At 61.2% G+C, this 18,641-nt stretch carries 16 protein-coding genes and 1 pseudogene; 3 read left to right on the top strand and 14 right to left on the bottom strand.

Annotation, left to right across the window (positions count from 1 at the left end):
• The 10 genes and pseudogenes from AC1DPX_RS31015 to AC1DPX_RS30970 all read right to left on the bottom strand — a co-directional run.
• A partial coding sequence (locus AC1DPX_RS31015) for a redoxin domain-containing protein (protein WP_477241543.1) occupies positions 1-268 on the bottom strand: 268 nt, incomplete at its 3' end.
• 31 nt (positions 269-299) lie between these two features.
• Positions 300-2,021, bottom strand: a complete 1,722-nt coding sequence (locus AC1DPX_RS31010) for an NADPH-dependent assimilatory sulfite reductase hemoprotein subunit (RefSeq protein WP_477241541.1) — start codon at positions 2,019-2,021, stop codon at positions 300-302.
• A gap of 9 nt (positions 2,022-2,030) precedes the next feature.
• On the bottom strand, positions 2,031-3,878 hold the full coding sequence (locus tag AC1DPX_RS31005) for an assimilatory sulfite reductase (NADPH) flavoprotein subunit (RefSeq protein WP_477241539.1): 1,848 nt from the start codon (positions 3,876-3,878) through the stop codon (positions 2,031-2,033).
• A gap of 425 nt (positions 3,879-4,303) precedes the next feature.
• Entirely contained in the window at positions 4,304-4,975 is a 672-nt protein-coding gene (locus AC1DPX_RS31000) for a patatin-like phospholipase family protein (protein WP_232375871.1), read from the bottom strand.
• 129 nt (positions 4,976-5,104) lie between these two features.
• On the bottom strand, positions 5,105-5,416 hold the full coding sequence (locus AC1DPX_RS30995; RefSeq protein ID WP_137935146.1) for a cupredoxin domain-containing protein: 312 nt from the start codon (positions 5,414-5,416) through the stop codon (positions 5,105-5,107).
• Between the two features lie 11 nt (positions 5,417-5,427).
• A complete protein-coding gene (locus AC1DPX_RS30990; protein WP_137935145.1) occupies positions 5,428-5,952 on the bottom strand; it encodes a DUF4142 domain-containing protein in 525 nt (174 codons plus the stop codon).
• Positions 5,953-6,067: 115 nt separating this feature from the next.
• Positions 6,068-6,748 (bottom strand): RNA polymerase sigma factor, encoded by a 681-nt coding sequence (locus AC1DPX_RS30985; protein WP_137935144.1) that lies wholly within the window; start codon positions 6,746-6,748, stop codon positions 6,068-6,070.
• Positions 6,749-6,809: 61 nt separating this feature from the next.
• Positions 6,810-7,397, bottom strand: a complete 588-nt coding sequence (gene folE / locus AC1DPX_RS30980; RefSeq protein ID WP_210240509.1) for a GTP cyclohydrolase I FolE — start codon at positions 7,395-7,397, stop codon at positions 6,810-6,812.
• Between the two features lie 553 nt (positions 7,398-7,950).
• Positions 7,951-9,231: pseudogene (locus AC1DPX_RS30975) on the bottom strand (hydantoinase/oxoprolinase family protein); the annotation flags it as partial.
• 371 nt (positions 9,232-9,602) lie between these two features.
• The gene (locus tag AC1DPX_RS30970) at positions 9,603-10,517 is read right to left on the bottom strand and encodes a LysR substrate-binding domain-containing protein (protein ID WP_137934481.1); all 915 of its coding nucleotides are present in this window, start codon (positions 10,515-10,517) and stop codon (positions 9,603-9,605) included.
• A gap of 99 nt (positions 10,518-10,616) precedes the next feature.
• Between AC1DPX_RS30970 and AC1DPX_RS30965 the strand changes: the two genes are divergently transcribed.
• Complete coding sequence (locus AC1DPX_RS30965; RefSeq protein ID WP_477241537.1) at positions 10,617-11,396, top strand: creatininase; 780 nt, start codon at positions 10,617-10,619, stop codon at positions 11,394-11,396.
• A 340-nt stretch (positions 11,397-11,736) separates the two neighbouring features.
• Here the strand turns inward: AC1DPX_RS30965 and AC1DPX_RS30960 are convergent, their stop codons facing one another.
• The gene (locus AC1DPX_RS30960; RefSeq protein WP_137934483.1) at positions 11,737-12,951 is read right to left on the bottom strand and encodes a M24 family metallopeptidase; all 1,215 of its coding nucleotides are present in this window, start codon (positions 12,949-12,951) and stop codon (positions 11,737-11,739) included.
• Positions 12,952-13,207: 256 nt separating this feature from the next.
• Here AC1DPX_RS30960 and AC1DPX_RS30955 point away from each other — a divergent pair, with 256 nt between their 5' ends.
• Both AC1DPX_RS30955 and AC1DPX_RS30950 read left to right on the top strand, forming a co-directional pair.
• A complete protein-coding gene (locus tag AC1DPX_RS30955) occupies positions 13,208-14,422 on the top strand; it encodes a M24 family metallopeptidase (protein ID WP_137934519.1) in 1,215 nt (404 codons plus the stop codon).
• Positions 14,423-14,523: 101 nt separating this feature from the next.
• Positions 14,524-15,417 (top strand): LysR substrate-binding domain-containing protein, encoded by an 894-nt coding sequence (locus AC1DPX_RS30950; RefSeq protein WP_137934484.1) that lies wholly within the window; start codon positions 14,524-14,526, stop codon positions 15,415-15,417.
• 45 nt (positions 15,418-15,462) lie between these two features.
• On the opposite strand, the gene AC1DPX_RS30945 is transcribed toward AC1DPX_RS30950, so the two are convergent.
• The 3 genes from AC1DPX_RS30945 to AC1DPX_RS30935 are packed head-to-tail and all read right to left on the bottom strand — an operon-like array spanning position 15,463 to position 18,635.
• A complete protein-coding gene (locus AC1DPX_RS30945; protein ID WP_172224976.1) occupies positions 15,463-16,272 on the bottom strand; it encodes an ABC transporter permease in 810 nt (269 codons plus the stop codon).
• Between the two features lie 4 nt (positions 16,273-16,276).
• Positions 16,277-17,509 carry an ABC transporter permease gene (locus tag AC1DPX_RS30940; RefSeq protein ID WP_172224973.1) on the bottom strand — a complete coding sequence of 411 codons (1,233 nt, stop codon included), beginning with the start codon at positions 17,507-17,509 and terminating at the stop codon, positions 16,277-16,279.
• 4 nt (positions 17,510-17,513) lie between these two features.
• The gene (locus AC1DPX_RS30935) at positions 17,514-18,635 is read right to left on the bottom strand and encodes an ABC transporter ATP-binding protein (protein ID WP_477241535.1); all 1,122 of its coding nucleotides are present in this window, start codon (positions 18,633-18,635) and stop codon (positions 17,514-17,516) included.
• Positions 18,636-18,641: the final 6 nt, after the last annotated feature.

Here is an 18,641-nt window from a genome sequence, read left to right as displayed (position 1 = left end):
GCCCTTGCGTTTCCTCGATGTCCTTCTCCCAAAGATTGTGTGCCTCCACGTCGTCGACCGAGAGGCCGAGCGGCTTGACGCCACGTTTGTCCCATTCCGGCTTGAGACGGGCGACTTCCGCCAGTTCGGTGGTGCAGACCGGTGTGAAATTCTTCGGGTGGCTGAAGAAGATACCCCACGAATTGCCGAGCCAATCGTGGAAGCGGATTTTTCCCTGCGTGCTTTGCTGCTCGAAGTCCGGAGCAATCTGGCCCAGTTGCAATGACATGATTTCGTCCTTCCTGTTTGATCTTGAAGCGTCAGTCGTTGAAATGCCGGCCTTCCTTGACCTCCGCGACATAGCCGGCGCGGATGGCGAAATCGCCGAAACGCTCGTGCGACTGCCGATCCCGCGCAAAGTGCGCGATCACCTTCCTCAGCATGTCGAGAATGGCGGCTTCGCCGACGTTCTCGAGAACCATCTTGTTCAGCCGCTGACCGTGAAAGCCGCCACCGAGGTAGAGGTTGTACTTGCTAGGCCCGCGGCCGGTCAGGGCGATCTCAGCGATGTAGGGACGCGCGCAGCCATTGGGGCAGCCGGTCATGCGAACGGTGATCGGCTCGTCCGTCAGGCCATGTGTGGCCAGGATCGTGTCGATCCGATCGATGAGGTCGGGCAGATAGCGCTCGCTTTCGGCCATGGCGAGACCGCAGGTCGGCAGCGCTACGCACGCCATCGAATTCAGGCGCAACCCACTTGCCCCGTTTAGACGGTCGAGCCCAAATTTCTTCATGAGACGTTCGATGCCAGGCCGGACCTCAGGCGCGATATCGGCGATGATCAGGTTCTGGTTCGGCGTGATGCGGAACGTGCCCTCGTGAATGCGGGCGATTGCGCGCAGGCCATCCATGACAGTGCCGATGACACGGCCGTTCTCGATGAAGAGGGTGCAGTGCTCGCGCCCGTCCTCTCCACGCGTCCATCCAATCGGGTCACCGTTCGATATGAATTCGTACGACCGAGCTGCCGCCAGCGAAAAGCCGAGCCTTGCCTCGATCTCGGCCTTGATCCAGTCGAGGCCCTTGTCGTCGATTGTGTATTTGAAGCGTGCGCGGCCACGATCGACCCGGTCGCCATAATCGCGTTGCACCTGCATGACCGCGTCGCAGACCTGCAGCACCTTGTCGACGTCGGCGAAGCCGATCACGTCGGCCAGCCTCGGATAGGTTTTTGGCGCCTGGTCGGTGCGGCCCATGCCGCCGCCAATGGCAATGTTGAAGCCTTCAAGCTTGCCGTTGGCAGCAATGGCGATGAAGCCCAGATCCTGCGCGTAGACGTCAATGTCGTTGATCGGCGGAATGACGAAGCCGATCTTGAATTTTCGCGGCATGTAGGTGCGGCCATAGAGCGGTTCTTCCGGCCCTGAAACCTCCGTGCGCTCTTCGCCATACCAGATCTCCCGATAAGCCCCTGTCTTGGGAATGGCGTGATCGCTGGTGCGCTTGGCTAGCGCGTAGACCTGGGCGTGCAATGTGGAGAGCTGAGGATTGACCGAACACATGACGCCACGGGAATCGTCGCCGCAGGCTGCCTTGGTGTCCAGAAGCACGTCGCGCAAACCCTGCATGGTCGAGCGCAAGTTCTGCTTCTTGACGCGATGCAGCTGGAACGTTTGACGCGTTGTCAACCGCAGCGTCTCGCCTGCATAGGCGCGCCCAAGCTCGTCCAGCTTCAGCCATTGGCTGGGACTGCAGACACCGCCTGGCAGGCGGATCCGAGCCATGAAGGTGTAGGCCGGCTCAAGCTTTTGCCGACGGCGTTCGTCGCGGATATCGCGGTCGTCCTGCTGGTAGAGGCCGTGGAACTTCATCAGCTTGATGTCATCACCGGGCACGGCGGCCGTTAGCTCTTCGACGAGGCCCGCCGCTATGGTGCCACGCAACTGATCGCTGTTCGCCTTCATCCTCTCGTCGGGGCCGAGTTTTTCCAGCGGCTGCGAGAGGTCTCGGCTACGGTCCGTATTTAACTGGTGCACTGTCATGCGCGAACCTCAATAGACATCGATCTGGTAGCGGTGATCGCGCTGCAGGCCGCCGATATAGTCGTTGGCGGCGGCCTTGCCGCATGCCCGTTGCTGTTGCACCACACCAACAAGAGCAGCGTGCACGTCGGGGGCGAGATGCGTGCCATCGCCGCAGACGTAAACATGCGCGCCCTCCTCCAACCAGGCGTAGACATCGCGTGCGTGCTCAATGAGGCGGTGCTGGACATAGGTCTTGGTGGCGCTGTCGCGGGAGAAAGCGACGTTCATCCGGCTGAGCACACCATCCTTCAGAAAACCCTGCCACTCGGTCTGGTAGAGGAAATCGCTGCTGAAATTGCGTTCGCCGAAAACGAGCCAGGATTTACCCGCGGCTCCTTGCGCTTCGCGCTCCTGCAGGAATGCGCGGTAAGGTGCGACGCCGGTGCCTGCCCCGATCATGATGATGGGAACGTCACCGTCCGGCAGACGGAAATGCGGGTTGGCCTGGATATAGACCGGTATCGTCGTGTCCGGTGCGCCACGTTCGGCGAAGTGGCCAGAAGCGACGCCGGCACGCGGCTGACCGTGCAGATCATAGCGCACGGTGGCGATCGTCAGATGCGCTTCGTCGGGCAAGGCGGAAGGACTCGATGCGATCGAATAGAGTCGTGGCTGCAAAGGTCTCAGTCCTGCGGCAAAGGTTTGCGCATCGATCCCTGGAACCGGGAATTCGCGGACGATGTCGATGACCTGATGGCTACGCAGAAACGTGGCGCGAGCCTGAAACTGGTGCTCGCCACGGAGCTCCTGAAGCTTGCTTGCGCCTGTGAGCTCTGCCCATTGGTCGAGGAAGCGCGGCGTGGCGACGGTGATTTCCAGGTGCCCGGCCAGCGCGACATCGAGCGTGGTCGTGAACCCCCTGCCGGACAAGTTTGCATCGGCGCCCAGGGACAGCTTATCCAACAGCATTTCGACCAAGGCCGGATCGTTGCGCGCCATGACACCAAGTGCGTCACCGGGTTCGAATGCAAGTCCCGAGCCAGCCAGAGACAGTTCAATGTGTCGGGTTTCCTTGCTCGATCCGCGTCCGGTGAGGACAAGATTGTCGATGATGGCTGCCGGGAATGGCGTGTGCTTGTCGAATGTCGGCGCTTCGACCACGGCCGCGGAAGACACGCTCGCAGGGCCAGCCGCCCTATTTTGCAAGTCTGGTCCCGATGCGGCCGGCGCGAGCTTGGCGACGGCAGCTGCGATCCACCCGGCAGCCTGATCTTCATAATCAACGTCGCAATCGACCCGGTCCTGCAGTCGCACCGCACCGAGTTCGGCCAGTCGCCGATCGAGACGCTTGCCCGCTTCGCAATAGCGTTCATAGGTGGAATCGCCGAGCGCAAGCACGCCATAGCGCACGCCTTCGAGGCGCGGCGCCTTTCGGCTCTCGACGAATTCGAAGAAGCTCATGCCTGAAAGCGGTGGATCGCCCTCGCCGTGGGTACTTGTGACGATCAAAATGTCCTGCTCGTCCTTGAGCTTGCGCAGCTTGTAGTCAGCCATGTCAACTAGGATTGGCTCAAGTCCTTGCCTGCGGACGACTTCGCCAAGTGTCCTAGCGAGACCGGAACTGTTGCCGGTCTCACCGCCGAAAATGATCGTCAGCGACCTCGAGGAAATCGCTCGCGGCGCGACCGACACAGAGTGATCAGATGGAGAGGGAGAAGCAATGTCTCCGAGCAGTGAACGCGCGCCGTGATCGATCCCGGCGAAATAACCGCTGATCCAGAGCCCCTGTCCGGGCTTCAGCGAGATCGTCAGGGCATTAATCCGTTCCCATTGCTCGGCCGTAAAGCCTGGGCCTGGAAACTCGAATGCAGTCATCTGATCGCTTCCTTCGGCACAGTCATGGCCGTGCTTTTTGCCAAATTAGGGAGCCTGACGGAGCTCGCATCCGAGATGCCCTGCCGGCTGCCAGGCGCGACCATTGCATTCGAGTTTTGGCCAAGACAAACGAATGATATTGCTAGTTTGATGCAAGAATTTTGCAGCAAATGACTGTTGAAACGCCCATCCTGTGGTTTCTTCGATCACGTATCGTTCCTTCTAAAAACGGTGCCTTCCGTGGACGAAAAATGCTTCTGACCGAGTCCAGTTTTTTGCTGTGTTCAGATAGCGCCCGCACCTAACTTGCGTGTTTGTGCGTGCTTAGCTGCGCAAGGACACCCGGTCGGTCGCGACCGCCCGCGGCGATCCAAGCCTCGGTGCTGGTTGCGGCCCTCTCGATCAAATCGCTTGTCTGGGAGAAGTCATAAGGCGACCCGACCAGAGGGCAGATTGGCGGCAGGACGAAAAAATTGGTGTTGCCGACCAATCCCTCCAGTTCGCTCCACAATTGCAGCGCGACAAGCAGCGTCAACGCATGCAGCGCATTCGCGACAGCGCCCACAGGCGGCTTGTCGAGGGCACAAGCGTAGCCCGGTGGGTAGAACGATCAGACGCCGTGCACCTTGCGCTACCGCCACCTTGACTGGCGTGTTGCTCGATACAGCGCCATCGGCAAGATAAAGATCGCCATGCTGCACCGGGGCGAAGGCCGCCGGAATAGCGGCGCTGGCGATAATGGCCTGCGCGGCCGAGCCTTTCGACAATACAACTGTTCGACCTGTTAGAATATCAGTCGTCACGATGTGTATCGGGATCGGTGCGTCTTCCCGATTGAGGTAAGGCAAGTTCCGATCGACGAGTTGGCGCAGCCCGTCCGATGTCACCAGAAAATCGCGACGGTACATGAACCCGATCATGGTTTTCCGTGTTAGCGGAAAGACGTCGCGCCGGCGCAATCCACGCCAGATCGTCTCCAGCCGTCGGATTCCTTCAATCGTGGGATCGCCGGCATAGTGGACCCCGTTCAGTGCGCCAACGCTCGAACCGACAACCATATCCGCTGCAATGCCGCGGCGCGCGAGCGAGCGCAGCATGCCAACCTGAACGGCGCCGAAGCCGCCGCCCGCAAAGACAAACGCGGTCTTTGGTTGTGCAACCGACTTGGGCAGGACGCACCTCCCCAATTGTGGGATCGCGGCGCCTGCCGCGATCCCACGCTCCAGCTACGGCGCCACCGCGATGTGGCCCTTCATGTTGGGGTGGAAGCGGCAGAAATAGTCGACCGCTCCCGCGGCCTTCAATGTCAGGCTTGCGGACTTCTTCGGCGGGATCATCACCTCCCAACCGCCCTTGACGGTGGCCGTGTGGGCGAACATGTCCTTGTTCACCCACTCGATCGTGTCGCCAACCTTCGCCTCGACCGTCGCTGGCGAGAACACCAGCTTGTCGATGGTGACCTGGATGGTTTCGGCCTTCACCGGCGCGGCAATGACTGTCAGCGCCAGTGCAATCCAAAGATGACGTTTCGGCACCATCAGCGCCGGCCTCATTTCAGCATACTGGCGACGTGTTCGGCGTGCTGCTCATGACCCTGGAATATCTTCAGGCCGGTCTCCAGCAGGCTCTTCAGTTCGGCATTATTGGCTGACGGGATGAGCAGCGTTTCGAGAGCGACGTCGACCTGCTTATGGTAGGCCACCTCATTGTCGACATAAGCCTTGTCGAAGGCCGCGCCCTTGAGCTTGGCGAGCTTGGCCCGCTCCTCCGTAGCGGCTTTGGTGAGCGCCTTGCTGGTGGCGTTGTCTTCCGGCGTCACCTTGAGTTTCTTGACCAGGTCGAGCGCCTGAACATTCACCGCCTCATGGTCGCGAACCATGTCCTTGGCGAAGGCGAGCACCTCCTTGTTCTTCGACTTCTTGAGCGCTTGCTTGGCCGCCTCGACATCGATCACGCCGGCTGTATAGGCGATGTGGGCGATCTGCGGATCGGTTGGTTTGTCGGCGGCTTGCGCGAGCGGGGCAGTGCCAAGCAGCAGCAAGGCGGCAAGGGCGGCGGTGTGACGAATAAGCATGACATCTCCTTCGCCCGGATGCGCAAATCGCATCGGGCACCGTTCTCAGTTGACAGTCATTGGATGCTGGGTTGCGGCAAACGTTCCCGCCAAAATCAACTGAATCTAACGAGGGTCAGCCTTCCAGGCCGAGCCGCTTCATCACGGCAACTGTAAGCCGCTCGCAGCGCCGACCGGCAAAGGGGAAGGCGTCGAGCAGCACTGGCCCGATCTGGTCATCCAGCGCCTTGCGCAGTAGGGCGCGGGCGCGATGCAGCCGAGTCTTGACGGTTTGTGGCCGCACGCCGAGCAGTTCTGAAGTCTCTTCAATGCTCAGGCCCTCGATCACCCGCGCCACGAACACCATCCGGTAGACGTCTGGAAGGCTGTCAGTTGCGCGTTCCACCAGTTGGAGGATCTGCCGTTGCGCCATCGTCCGCTCCGGATCGTCGCTGGGGTTGAGGGGAAACTGGATAATCTCGGCCTGGAGGTTCTCGGGCATCGCCACCGTTCGCCGTCTTTTACGCAACCGGCCGAGCGCTTCGTTGATGACGATGCGCGACAGCCATGTGCCGAGCGAGGCATCGCCGCGAAAACTCTCGAGATGGGCAAAGGCCCTGACATAGGCCTCCTGGACGATGTCCTCGGCCTCGCTGTCATTGCGCACCACGCCGCGCGCGATGCGGTAAAGCCGCTGGTTATGCGTCTTGATGATGGTGCGGAAGGCAGCGCCGTCGCGCGCCATGGCGCGCTGTGCCAATTCCAGGTCGCCTGAAGCAGCGATGATTTCGGTCGCGTCTCGTCGAGCATCCGACATGAGCGGTCTCCTTGCCTTCAATAGATGGACCTCGACAACAAAGGTTCCCGAGGAAAATTCATCACACCGGAATCGACGACAGGAATTCGCGCCTCAGATCGACGTTCGTGTCGAAAACGCCGAGCATGCGTTTGGTGACCATGCGGGTGCCGTGCGCGTGGACGCCGCGCGATGCCATGCAGCCATGCTCGGCTACAAGCACGACGGCCACTCCACCCGGCTGCAGGGCATCCTCGATGGCGCAAGCGATATCATCCGTGAGCCGCTCCTGTATCTGCAAGCGGCGGGCGCAAGCCTCGACAACCCTTGCCAATTTGGAGATGCCCACCACGCGGTTGACGGGCATGTAGGCGATGTACGCCTTGCCGTGGATTGCCGCCATGTGGTGTTCGCAGAAAGAATGAAACGCTATGTCGTGTAGTTCGACCGCCTGATCATAGCCGCCGATCTCATCGAACGTCCGTTCGAGCAGCCTCACAGGATCTTGCCGATAGCCGGCAAACCACTCTTCATAAGCACGAACGACACGTGAAGGAGTATCGACAAGCCCGGGTCGCGCCGGATCGTCGCCGGCCCAAGAGATCAGCGTCCTGACCGCAGCCTCCGCATCGAAGCGCGTTGGGCGGACGCGGTCGGCTACCGTCGACATGCCGTTTCCGGCTGAACTTCCCCGGGCGGCGGTGGTCATGCAGTCTTCGGTGCCGTCCAGAATTTGCGTATGCAGGTCCATCGGTCTCTCCAGTTCCACGCTTGAAACCATTGGATGCGTCTGGCGAGGATTGGTTCCCGACGGGCACGACACCGGGAGGAAGGTTCCCACCTGTGGCGAACCACGGGAACTTTTCGAAAAGCGCTGCATCCAATTTCATGTCCGGCGCATGGTCAACGTACGCCGTCGGGATCGTGAAGGAGAACCAAGATGGTATCGCAACAGTCCGTGGAAACCGACCCCGACCTCGCTCTTGATGTGTTCATCGTGGCAATCTCGATAATGCCCATGCCGCCCGTTGGCTGGTGGTCCTGGTACGCGTCGGCGACGATATGCTGGCGGTCGACGGCACATGTACCCACTGCGGCGCACCGCTGGCGTGCTGAGTCGTAATTAGCTGCATGGTCCGCTGTTTCCGGCACCAGGCCTGCATTGGTCTTCGTACCGGCAAGCGCTCCGGTGCGCGTGACGCGCGGCGCGGCCCTGGTCCACGTCAAGACGCGATCCGCGGCCGCCCGGTGGCTGTCGCGACGACGATGGCTTCGACGAAACTGCGCTCGCCCTCGATTGTGGCAACCCTTATGTCCCGTGAGATCTCGATCCGTGCCTGATCGGTCCCGGCGCGCTCGGCGAGACCTGCCGCCAAGGCGCGAATGTGGGCTTCGGCGGCGGCCATTGCTTCGTCCTCGGTGTCAAAGTCGTCCAGCCGCAGGCCGGAATTGAGACGAAAAAGCCCGATCTCCGGCTGGCTGACGCGGGCTTCCGCCGACATCCGTACCTGCCCGACCACCGCGCCTAGCGCATTGGCGACGTCGGCATGTTCGGCGATCTTGCACGTATTGCCGATGATCGGCGGCAGCCCCGCGTAGTGAAGCGATGCCGAAGCGCCGAGGCCGATCACCGGCCGGTCGAGTGCGATCGACAGCTGCGCCATGCCGCCTCGTCGGCCAACCGCCCGCTGAACCAGCGGATTGGCAACAGAGACGCCGCCATCCAGCCCGTCCTCGGCAAAGACTGTTTCAAGAATGGCTTCGGCAGAACGCCGGGTGACGGCGGTGAGGACCATCTCGGAAAATGCTTCTGCGCCTTTGCAGACACGATGCCCCTGGCCGTCGCGCTTGCGTGCGAACAATTCGGCGCCCAGTCGAGCCGCGACAGGATCCCAGTTGTCCTGCCGACCGAGCACATGGGCCGCATCGGATGGCGTGAAGCCCGCGATATGCACCAGACCGCGCGCGACCAGGCGATTGAGTGTCGCGACCTGTGACGTCGATACGAGCAGCCGATCAAGCGCGGCGGGAATTGCCGAAATGTCAGCATAGAGCCGCGCCTCGGTAACCGTCAGGCCTGCAGCCAGACGCTCGGGAACGCCTGTGCGCAACGCGAAGCGACGGTCCAGCCGGCTGGTGTTGGGGCTGAGCAATTGTCGCTTCAGGCCATTGTGTATGGCATCGCCGTGTTTCACGGCGGCGAGCGCGAGCGGCACCAACCGACGGGGGCCTAGGACGATCGTCGAAGTCAGCGACCGCTCATGGAGCGAGACTTCCGAATCTCCACCGAGGCCAAAGGTGCGCATGGCGACGGCTTCCACCATGGTTCGCATTCCGCCGACGGTAGCGCCTTCCGGATCGAGTCGCAGGCGGCCGCCGTCCAAAACGGCGATGTCGGTGGTCGTGCCGCCGATGTCGGACACCACTGCGTCATCAATGCCAGTCATGTACCGCGCCCCCACCAGGCTTGCCGCTGGTCCTGACAGGATGGTCTCGATGGGCCGGGCGAAGGTTCCCGGGGGCGATTGGGCGATCAGCCCGAGCATGTTGTCGCCGCCAGTGTAGTATTTCGGCTTGAACTTGACGTTGTTCGCGGCCTCGAACTCGGCCACCACGTCAGGTTCGGCATGGCCATACCATGCGAGCATATTGAGCTCGACCGGGTCGGCGAAAGCCAGCCGGCTGAGGAACGGCATCGCCAGCGCGCCGCCGCCCAGAATACTTGCGCCCTTTAGAAGATCGCGGCGCGTGCGCAGGCCGGACAAGCTTTTTTTGACTATCATGGTTGTTCCCCTTTGGCTTGTAGTCCCATCAAGCCTACGAGCGGTCCAACTATTTGGAAAATTAATTCTCATAATAAATGCATTTACATGCCTTATTGGCGATCCAGCTCGATCGGCCGCCGCACCGGGTCGCCGGAGACACCGGCTTCATCCAGCCGCGCGACGATGTGATTGACCAGCCTGATTCCTGCATCGGACAGACGGGGATGCTTGTAGAACAAGCCGACCCGGATTTCAGCGAGCGCTGGAAACCCGTCGCTGTCATCAAGAACCCGCATGCCGGGCAGCATCGTGTAACGGGTCAGCGCGCTGACGCCGAGGCCGTTCACCACGGCATTCTGCAACCCCGCGATGCCGGAGCCGGTATAGGCCACCCGCCAGCGGATCTGTGCGGCATCCAGAGACTGGATCATCCGCGCCCGATAGGCGCAACCTTCTGGGTGGGCTGCGAGGGGCACACCGGTTCCCAGGTCAAAACGGGCAGCTTCGGCGGCAGCCCAGATCGGCCGCTCGATCCATGAACGCGACAGGTATTGGGAGCGTTCATTGTTGACCATCGCCACCGCCAGATCGAGTTCGTCGGCGCGCAGCCGATCGAGAATGTCGGCGCTCCAGCCGCAGTGGATTTCCAGCGAAATGCCCGGATGCTGACTGGTATATTCGGTAATCACGCCCTGCAGGAAAGCGACCGCATAGTCGTTTGGCAGACCGATCCGCAGCACCCCGGCTATCTTCGACCGATTGAAATAGGACGCAGCCTCATCGTTGAGCCGCAGCATCTCGCGGGCGTAGCTCAGCAGCATCTCCCCTTCGCTGGTCAGAGTGAGACTGCGTCCGACCTGTTTGATGACTGGCGCCCCGACCAGTTCCTCGAGCCGGCGTATCTGCAGCGAGATGGCCGGCTGGGTGCGCCCCAGCGCATCTCCGGCCTTGGTGTAGGCGCCAAGATCGATGACCGAAACAAAGGCCCGCAGCAGGTCGGTTTGAAAGTTGGTGAAATTGCGCATGGATTTGGATTTCTCATACCTGGATCATGAATATAAATTTTTGATATCATGACTATCACCGTTAAGCATCAATTCCAACAGCCGCCTTGGGAGGACATCATGTCGGATTCCAGTGTTTTCGCCGCCGAACTGCCCTGGCCGGACTACGACGCGAAGGTCAGGGACGGCTCCGTGCCTATCCTGCTGCCGGTCGGGTCGATGGAGCAGCACGGCCACCATATGCCCATGCATGTCGACGTACTCTTGCCGGTCGAATTCTCCCGCCGCGTCGCTGGCGAGATCGGCGCGCTTGTGGCACCCCCTTTCACCTACGGCTACAAATCGCATCAGAAATCGGGGGGCGGCAATCACCTGCCGGGCACGACCAGTCTGGACGGCGCGACACTGGTCGCAGCGCTCCGCGATGTCATCAAGGAATTCGCCCGCCACGGCGTGCGCAATATCTGCTTGATGAATGGCCACTTCGAGAACTCGTGGTTCATCGTCGAAGGCATCGATCTGGCGCTGCGCGAACTGCGCTGGGGCGGTATTGGCGACATGAAGATCGTGGTGCTGTCTTATTGGGATTTCGTCGACAAGCCGACGATCGCGCGGCTCTATCCAAACGGGTTCACTGGCTGGGATCTGGAACATGGTGGGGTGCTCGAAACATCGCTGATGCTGGCGCTCTACCCGAACTTCGTTCATCTCGAGCGCGCCGCCGATCATGAACCGGCCAGCTTTCCGCCCTATGATGTATACCCGCCCAAGCCTGAATGGACACCGGCGACCGGCGCATTGTCGTCGCCCAAGGAAGCTTCGAAAGCGAAAGGCGACATCTTGCTGGATGTCTGCGTGAGGGGCATCGTCAAAGCCCTGCGGGCCGAGTTTCCGCGCTGAGCCCTGCGTCCCGCCTTGTTTCCGGATTGCGATCGGGGCTTGAACTCCCAATGCGTCTTTAGGCAGCGCGCGAAGGCCACCCCGTCAAGCGATTCTCGATCCAGTACGCATTATCAGTATGGAAACGGCCAATTCGGTGGCGCCTGCCCTCTCACAGTGCCGGCATTTTCGTCGGGTGGGCAATCACCGCGTTCCACGAGAGTGTCGGCCGTGAACACTTTTATCAGGAAAATGAAGAATTCGCGGGCGAAGCCATAGACCGGCGACGCCGCGTAAGGGTTGGGTCGGTTTGTTCGGTCCCCTCGCTGATGCCAATCGTGGGGGATGTAGAACACGTCCGTCAGTCCCCGACGATGTTGTGGTCCGGGCCGAACGGGAAGCCGGTGATGTTTTCCGCGCCGTCCTGCTTCACGATCAGGATATCGTGCTCGCGATAGCCGCCGGCACCCGGCACGCCTTGCGGCAGCATCACCATCGGCTCCATGGACACGACCATGCCGGGCTCCAGCACTGTGTCTATGTCCTCGCGCAGTTCAACGCCCGCTTCGCGGCCATAGTAATGGCACAGCACCCCGAAGGAATGGCCGTAGCCGAAGGAGCGGTACTTCAGCAGATCCCACTCCCGGTACATCTCGTTGAGCTCGATCGCGATGTCCTTGCAGCGGGCGCCGGGCTTGATCAGTTCGAGACCGCGGCGGTGGACAGCGACGTTCTTCTGCCAGATGCCAAGGCTGGCGTCGTCGACGTGGTCGCAGAACAATGTGCGTTCGAGCGCGGTGTAATAGCCGAAGATCATCGGGAAGGTGTTGAGCGAAAGGATATCGCCGGACTGGACGCGGCGGTTGGTGACCGGGTTGTGGGCGCCATCGGTATTGATGCCGGACTGGAACCATGTCCAGGTATCCATCAGTTCGACATAGGGGTGCGATTTCGCGATCTCGCGGATCATGGCGTTGGTCGTTGCAATAGCCACCTCGTGCTCAGGCACGCCGGCTTTCACGGCCGCCACGCAGGAGGCACCGCCGACGTCGCAGATGCGTGCCCCCTCGCGGATCAGCTTTTGCTCTTCCAGCGACTTGATGGAGCGCATCCACATCGAGGGCTGAGCGATGTCGATGAATTCGACGCCAGGCAGCGCCTCCACAAGCTGACGGCGGAAGTCGAGGTTGACGTGATCGAACTCGATGCCGATGCGCTTGGCGCCCGCAGTGAGTTGGCGCACTGCACGATAGAAGTTGTCGCGGCGCCAGTCACTGTATGTGATATTGTCGCCAAAGCTGCGGCGGTAGGGCTGGCCACCATCGATGCCGGCCGAAATCGTCGTCGCCTTGTTGTGGTCAATGACCATACCGTATTTGCGGCCGAAGTAGCAGTAGAGCCAGCCAGAGTAATAATTGATGCAATGATAGGACGTGAACAGCGCTGCATCGACCTTGTTCTCTGCCATCCAGAGGCGAATGTCGGCCTGGCGGCGCTTCATCTCGGCATCCGAGAAAGGCGAGTACTCCTTTTCCCCATTGTGCCACGCCATCACATGCAACATGTCGTCGGTCATCGTGCTGTCCCCTGCAATATCGATGCAAGAAAGCTACGATCGATGAGCGCATCAGGACAATTTATTCACCTGATGCCTGCATTACGAGAAGTTATGGAAATCCCGCGCGCGTTTGTGGCGCAGACCGGCGATTAGCAACACTTATCCTCCGATATCGACTTCTCATTTCCAGCGGCTCGGCCGAATTTTTATAGTCCGCTTCCAACCTGAACCCGATTTGGATGCGGAGGAAAGAATGAACGTCTACGCCAAGGGCATGCCCAACGAATTGCTGCGTCTACAGAAGATGCATAATGGCGAGAAGGCTGTCGCCACCTTCAGCCCCGCCGAAATGACGCGCCGTCAGGATGGGCTGCGCAGCATCCTGGCCGACCTGAAGCTCGACGCGGCGGTGCTGACTTCCTACCACAACATCTGCTATTTCTCGGACTTCATGTTCTGCTATTTCGGCCGCCGCTATGCCTTTGTGGTCACCCCGGAGAAGGCAGTGTCGGTCTCGGCCGGCATCGATGCCGGCCAGCCATGGCGCCGTACTTTCGGCGATAACATCACCTACACCGACTGGCAGCGTGACAACTATTTCTACGCCCTGCAGCAGACGCTGCCCGGCGTGAAGCGTATCGGCATCGAGTTCGACCACGTCAACCTCGAATTCAGGAAGCTCTTGCAGGACGCCTTCCCGGACGTCGAGTTCGTCGACGTCGGCGCGCCGGCCATGTGGCTGCGCACGATCAAGTCGGCAGAGGAGATCGTCCTGATCAAGGAAGGCGCGCGCACCGCCGACATCGGCGGCGAAGCCATTCGCAATGCGATCCGCGAGAACGTTCCTGAATACGAAGTGGCGCTGGCCGGCACGCAGTCCATGGTCCGGCACATCGCCAACACCTTTCCGCATGCCGAACTGATGGACACCTGGGTCTGGTTCCAATCGGGGGTCAACACTGACGGCGCGCACAACCCGGTGACATCGCGCAAGGTTCAGAAAGGCGACATCCTCTCGCTCAACTGCTTCCCAATGATCTCGGGCTACTACACCGCGCTCGAGCGCACGCTGTTCCTCGATCATGCCAGCGACGAGCACCTGCGGATCTGGGAGATCAACTGCGACGTCCACCGTCGCGGGCTCGAACTCCTGAAGCCCGGCGCACGTTGCGGCGACGTGGCGACGGAGTTGAACGAAATCTACCGCAGTCACGATCTGCTCGGCTACCGCTCGTTCGGCTACGGCCACTCCTTCGGCGTGCTGTCGCATTATTATGGCCGCGAAGCCGGCGTCGAACTGCGCGAGGACATCAACACAGTGCTGCAACCGGGCATGGTTGTCTCCATGGAGCCGATGCTGACCATCCCCGAGGGACTGGCTGGCGCTGGCGGCTATCGCGAGCACGACATTCTGGTGATGACCGAGGACGGGGCGGAAAACATCACCAAGTTCCCGTTTGGTCCGGAGCATAACATCGTCAAGGCATGATCGCCGAATAGCGCTATCCCTGGCGGGCCTTCCTGGAAAGGGAGGCTCGCTTGCGTTTGTTTGGAGCGCCGTGATCTAATCGGCGAATGTGGAGCTAACCCATGCGCAGCATCCCGACCGACCTTCTCCGCGCCTTCATCACCGTGATCGACCTGCGCGGCTATACGCGGGCGGGAGAAAAGCTCGGTCGCACGCAGCCGGCGATCAGCCTGCAGATGAAGCGGCTTCAAGAATTGCTCGGCGTCTCGCTCTTCGCCAAGGAAGGCGGCGCACAGATCACGGAACAGGGTGAACTTGTTGCCGGCTACGCGCGCCAGATCCTGGCGCTGAACGATGACATGATGCTGAAGCTCTCGAAGCGCGACAGCAAGGGTCGCCTGCGGCTCGGCATCCCAAATGACTACGCCGATCACTTCCTGCCCAAGCTGATGGCCAGTCTGGCGCGCGATGGCGGCGACCTGACCTTCGACGTCGTCTGCGATCTGTCGCACAATTTGCTGCAGGGCCTGCGCAATGGCCTCTTCGATATTGTCGTGGCAATGACCCCGGACGGGCCTTCCGAAGGCGCGTTCATGACCTGGAAGGAGACGCTGGCCTGGGTCTGCGGAGCGCAGATGCCAGATCTGCCGGAGGATGCTGCAAGACAAAGCGAACTGCGCATTGTCTGTTATCCCGAGGGGTGCCTCTACCGTCGCAACATGCTGACTGCGCTACAGCGCGACGGTCGCAATTTCGAGATCGTCTACACAAGCCCAAGTCTTGCCGGCCTGGAGGCGGCTGTGGGCGCCGACTTCGGGGTGACGGTACTGGCGCGCCGGATCATTCCAGCGAAACTCAGGATCATCCAACCGTCGGCCCATCTGCCTCGGCTCGCAGATGTCGTGGTCGGCATCTATGTCAGCCCCGACCGCAAGCGGTCCGCTGTGGCGCAGAGTTTTGCCGCTCGATTTGCTGATATGTTCGTCGCCGGCGAAGGTGCTGCCAAGGTCGATTGAGAACGGCCTTCGAATTCCAGCCGGACAAACGTGGTGGCCAGCCGGTTATTTCACCCTTCGCCGGGTCAGCAGCGCCAGCATCGCGAACAGGATGATCGACAGCGCAAGCAGCAGCGTCGCAGCGGCCATGATGGTCGGATTGATCTGGTCGCGGATGCCGGAAAACATCTGCACTGGAAGAGTGCGCTGCTCGGCCGCCGTCATGAACAGTGCGACGACCACCTCGTCGAACGAGGTGGCGAAGGCGAAGATTGCGCCGGAAATGACCCCCGGCAGGATGTTCGGCAGCGTGACGCGAAAGAACGCCGCCGACGGCGGCGCGCCGAGGCTCAATGCCGCCCGGGTGAGATTGGTTTCATAGGTGGATAGGGTCGCCGTCACCGTGATGACCACGAAAGGCGTCGCCAGTGCGGTATGCGCCAGGACGAGGCCGGTGCGCGTGTTCGTCAGGCCGAACTGGCCGAAGAAGAGATAGCTGCCGACAGCCACGATGACGATTGGCACGATCATCGGCGAGATCAGCAATGCCATGATCAGGCGGCGCGCTGGGAAATCGGGACGCGAGATGCCGAGTGCCGCCAACGTGCCGAGCGTGGTGGCCAGGATCGTGGTCATCACCGCCGCAACGGCGCTATTGACGATGGCGTTCATCCAGCGCGCGTTGCCAAAGAAATCCGCATACCAGCGCAGGGAATACTCCCGCACGGGCAAGGTGAAGAACGGATCCTTGGAGAAGGACAACGGCACGATGATGAACAGTGGCGCGATCAGGAACAAGAGCACCGAGACGGCGAACGCCACCACCAGCGTGCGCATTATCCGTTCAGAGGGAGTCGCATAGGAAGGCAGCCACATGGCGTCACCCGAGCTTGATCTTGTCGGCGCCAACGAGGCGCAGGAACAACAGGTAGATGGCAAGTGTCACGACAAGCAGGACCACACCCAGGCCTGCAGCCAGGCCCCAGTTGAGATCGCGGTTGATGTAGGTCGAGATGAAGTTGGACACCATCTGGTCGCGCGGCCCGCCAACCAGTGCCGGCGTGATATAGTAGCCGAGCGACAGGATGAAGGTCATCAGGCACCCGGCAACGACGCCAGGCAGCGTCTGCGGCGCATAGATCCGCCAGAAGGCGGAGGATGGCGGCGCCCCGAGCGAGCGAGCCGCCCTGAGCTGCGTGGTCGGGATCGAGCGCATGACGCTGTAGATCGGAAGGATGGTGAAGGGCAACTGGATGTGCGTCATTGCGATGACCGTGCCGACGCGCGTGAAGATGAGCTGAACCCTCTCGCCTGTCAGATGCAAGGCCATCAGCACGTCGTTGATGATGCCGTCGGACTGCAGCAGCACGACCCATGCTGTGGTGCGCACCAGCAGCGACGTCCATAGCGGCAGAAGCACCATCAGCATCATGATGCCCGCAATCGCCTTGGGCGCGATGGTCAGCACATAGGCGACGGGATAGCCCAGGATAAGGGTAAACAGCGTCACCAACCCGGCTACGAAAAGCGTCCGCCCCAACACGTCGAGGAAGATCGCCTGGTCGCCCTGGACGCGCTCGACCGATCCGTTCGGGGCTTGCTTGAGGTCGAGCGCGGTCAGCATATAGTAAGGCGTGAGAGAACCACCGTTGCGCTTGATGATCGCCCAGGTTTCAGGCGAGCCCCAATCCTGGTTCAACGCGAGGAACTTCTCCTTGTACGGACCGGTATCCAGTTTCTCGACCATCCGTGCTGCCGCCAGCACGCGGCTGCGCATGCCGGAAATCTCGTAGTTGAGACGCTTGCCGAGCAAGGCGGCCGTGCTGTTGTCCTTGGCGACCTTCAAGTCGGCGGCGAGCGCGGCGTAGACAGGTTCGTCCGGTGTTGAAGCGCCATCCCAGCTTTGGAGGGCCTCCAATGTGCGCGGCAGCACCTCGCGTGTCTCCGGATTGCCCACCGCCGTGACCAGCAGGTAAAGGATTGGAGCGACGAAGGCGACCACCAGGAAGACGATCAGCGGCAGAGCCAGCGAAAGCGCGGCCCGCCGAGCGGGTCTCTCTGCCCGACGTACGGCCATGAAGATGTTGACACGGTCTATCTCCGCTACGGTCATGGCGTCATGCCTCCAGCAGACGGCATTCGGAAATGCCGCATTCGAGGACGACATCCTCGCCCAACGCAAAATGCCGCGCCTGCCGCGCCGGGATACGCGCGGTGACGAGCTGGCCGCCAAACGCCTCGACCGACAGCCGCATATGGTCGCCGAGGAAGAAGACGTCGCGCGCCTTGCCCGAGAAACGGTTGAGACCGGCACGGACACCCTTGCCGGCCAGCGCAATGTTCTCCGGCCGCACGGATACACTTATGTTCGCGCCCGTGCCGGACACATTGGCGCCGGCGGCCTTCAACGTCGTGCCGTCGGCCATGCGCGCGATGGCCACGCCTCCTTCCCGTCCAAGCAAGGTGCATGGCATCGTGTTGTTCTCGCCGATGAAGGAGGCAACGAAACGATTGGACGGCTCGTCGTACAGCGTTTTCGGATCCGCAAGCTGCTGGATACGGCCATCGTGGAAGACAGCGATGCGGTCCGACATGGTCAACGCTTCGGACTGGTCATGGGTGACGTAGACCATGGTGATGCCGAGCGAGGTCTGGAGTTGCTTGATTTCGATCTGCATGCGTTCGCGCAATTGCTTGTCGAGCGCCCCGAGGGGCTCGTCCATCAGCACCAGCGAGGGCTCGAACACGAGAGTGCGGGCCAATGCGACACGCTGCTGCTGGCCGCCGGAAAGCTGCGCCGGGCGACGATCGCCCAGCGCGTCGAGACTGACGCGGCCGAGCGCCTGGCGAACCTTTTCCTTCGCGGCCGCGCCGGTGATGCCACGATAGCGCAGCGGAAACGCAACATTCTCCGCCACAGTCATGTGTGGAAACAGTGCGTAGTTCTGGAACACAAAGCCGATGTTGCGCTTCTCGGGCGGCAACCGCTCGACAGGCTTGCCGTCGAGCAGGATATGGCCGAGCGTCGGCTGTTCGAAACCGCCGAGCATCATGAGCGTCGTGGTTTTGCCGGAGCCCGAAGGCCCCAGCATGGTCAGGAACTCGCCACGAAAGACGTCGAGATTGAGGTCCTTCACGACGAAGTTGATGCCGTCGTAGGATTTCTTCACGTCCTCGAACCGAACGAGGGCATCGACTGGGTTGTCCGTCGCAAGTGACATTCGCTGGGCAAAATTCATCGATGC

Source organism: Mesorhizobium sp. 01N446, from assembly GCF_056399285.1.
The sequence above is the reverse complement of the archived record's forward strand: the minus strand, read 5'-3'. Positions and strand labels throughout refer to the sequence as shown.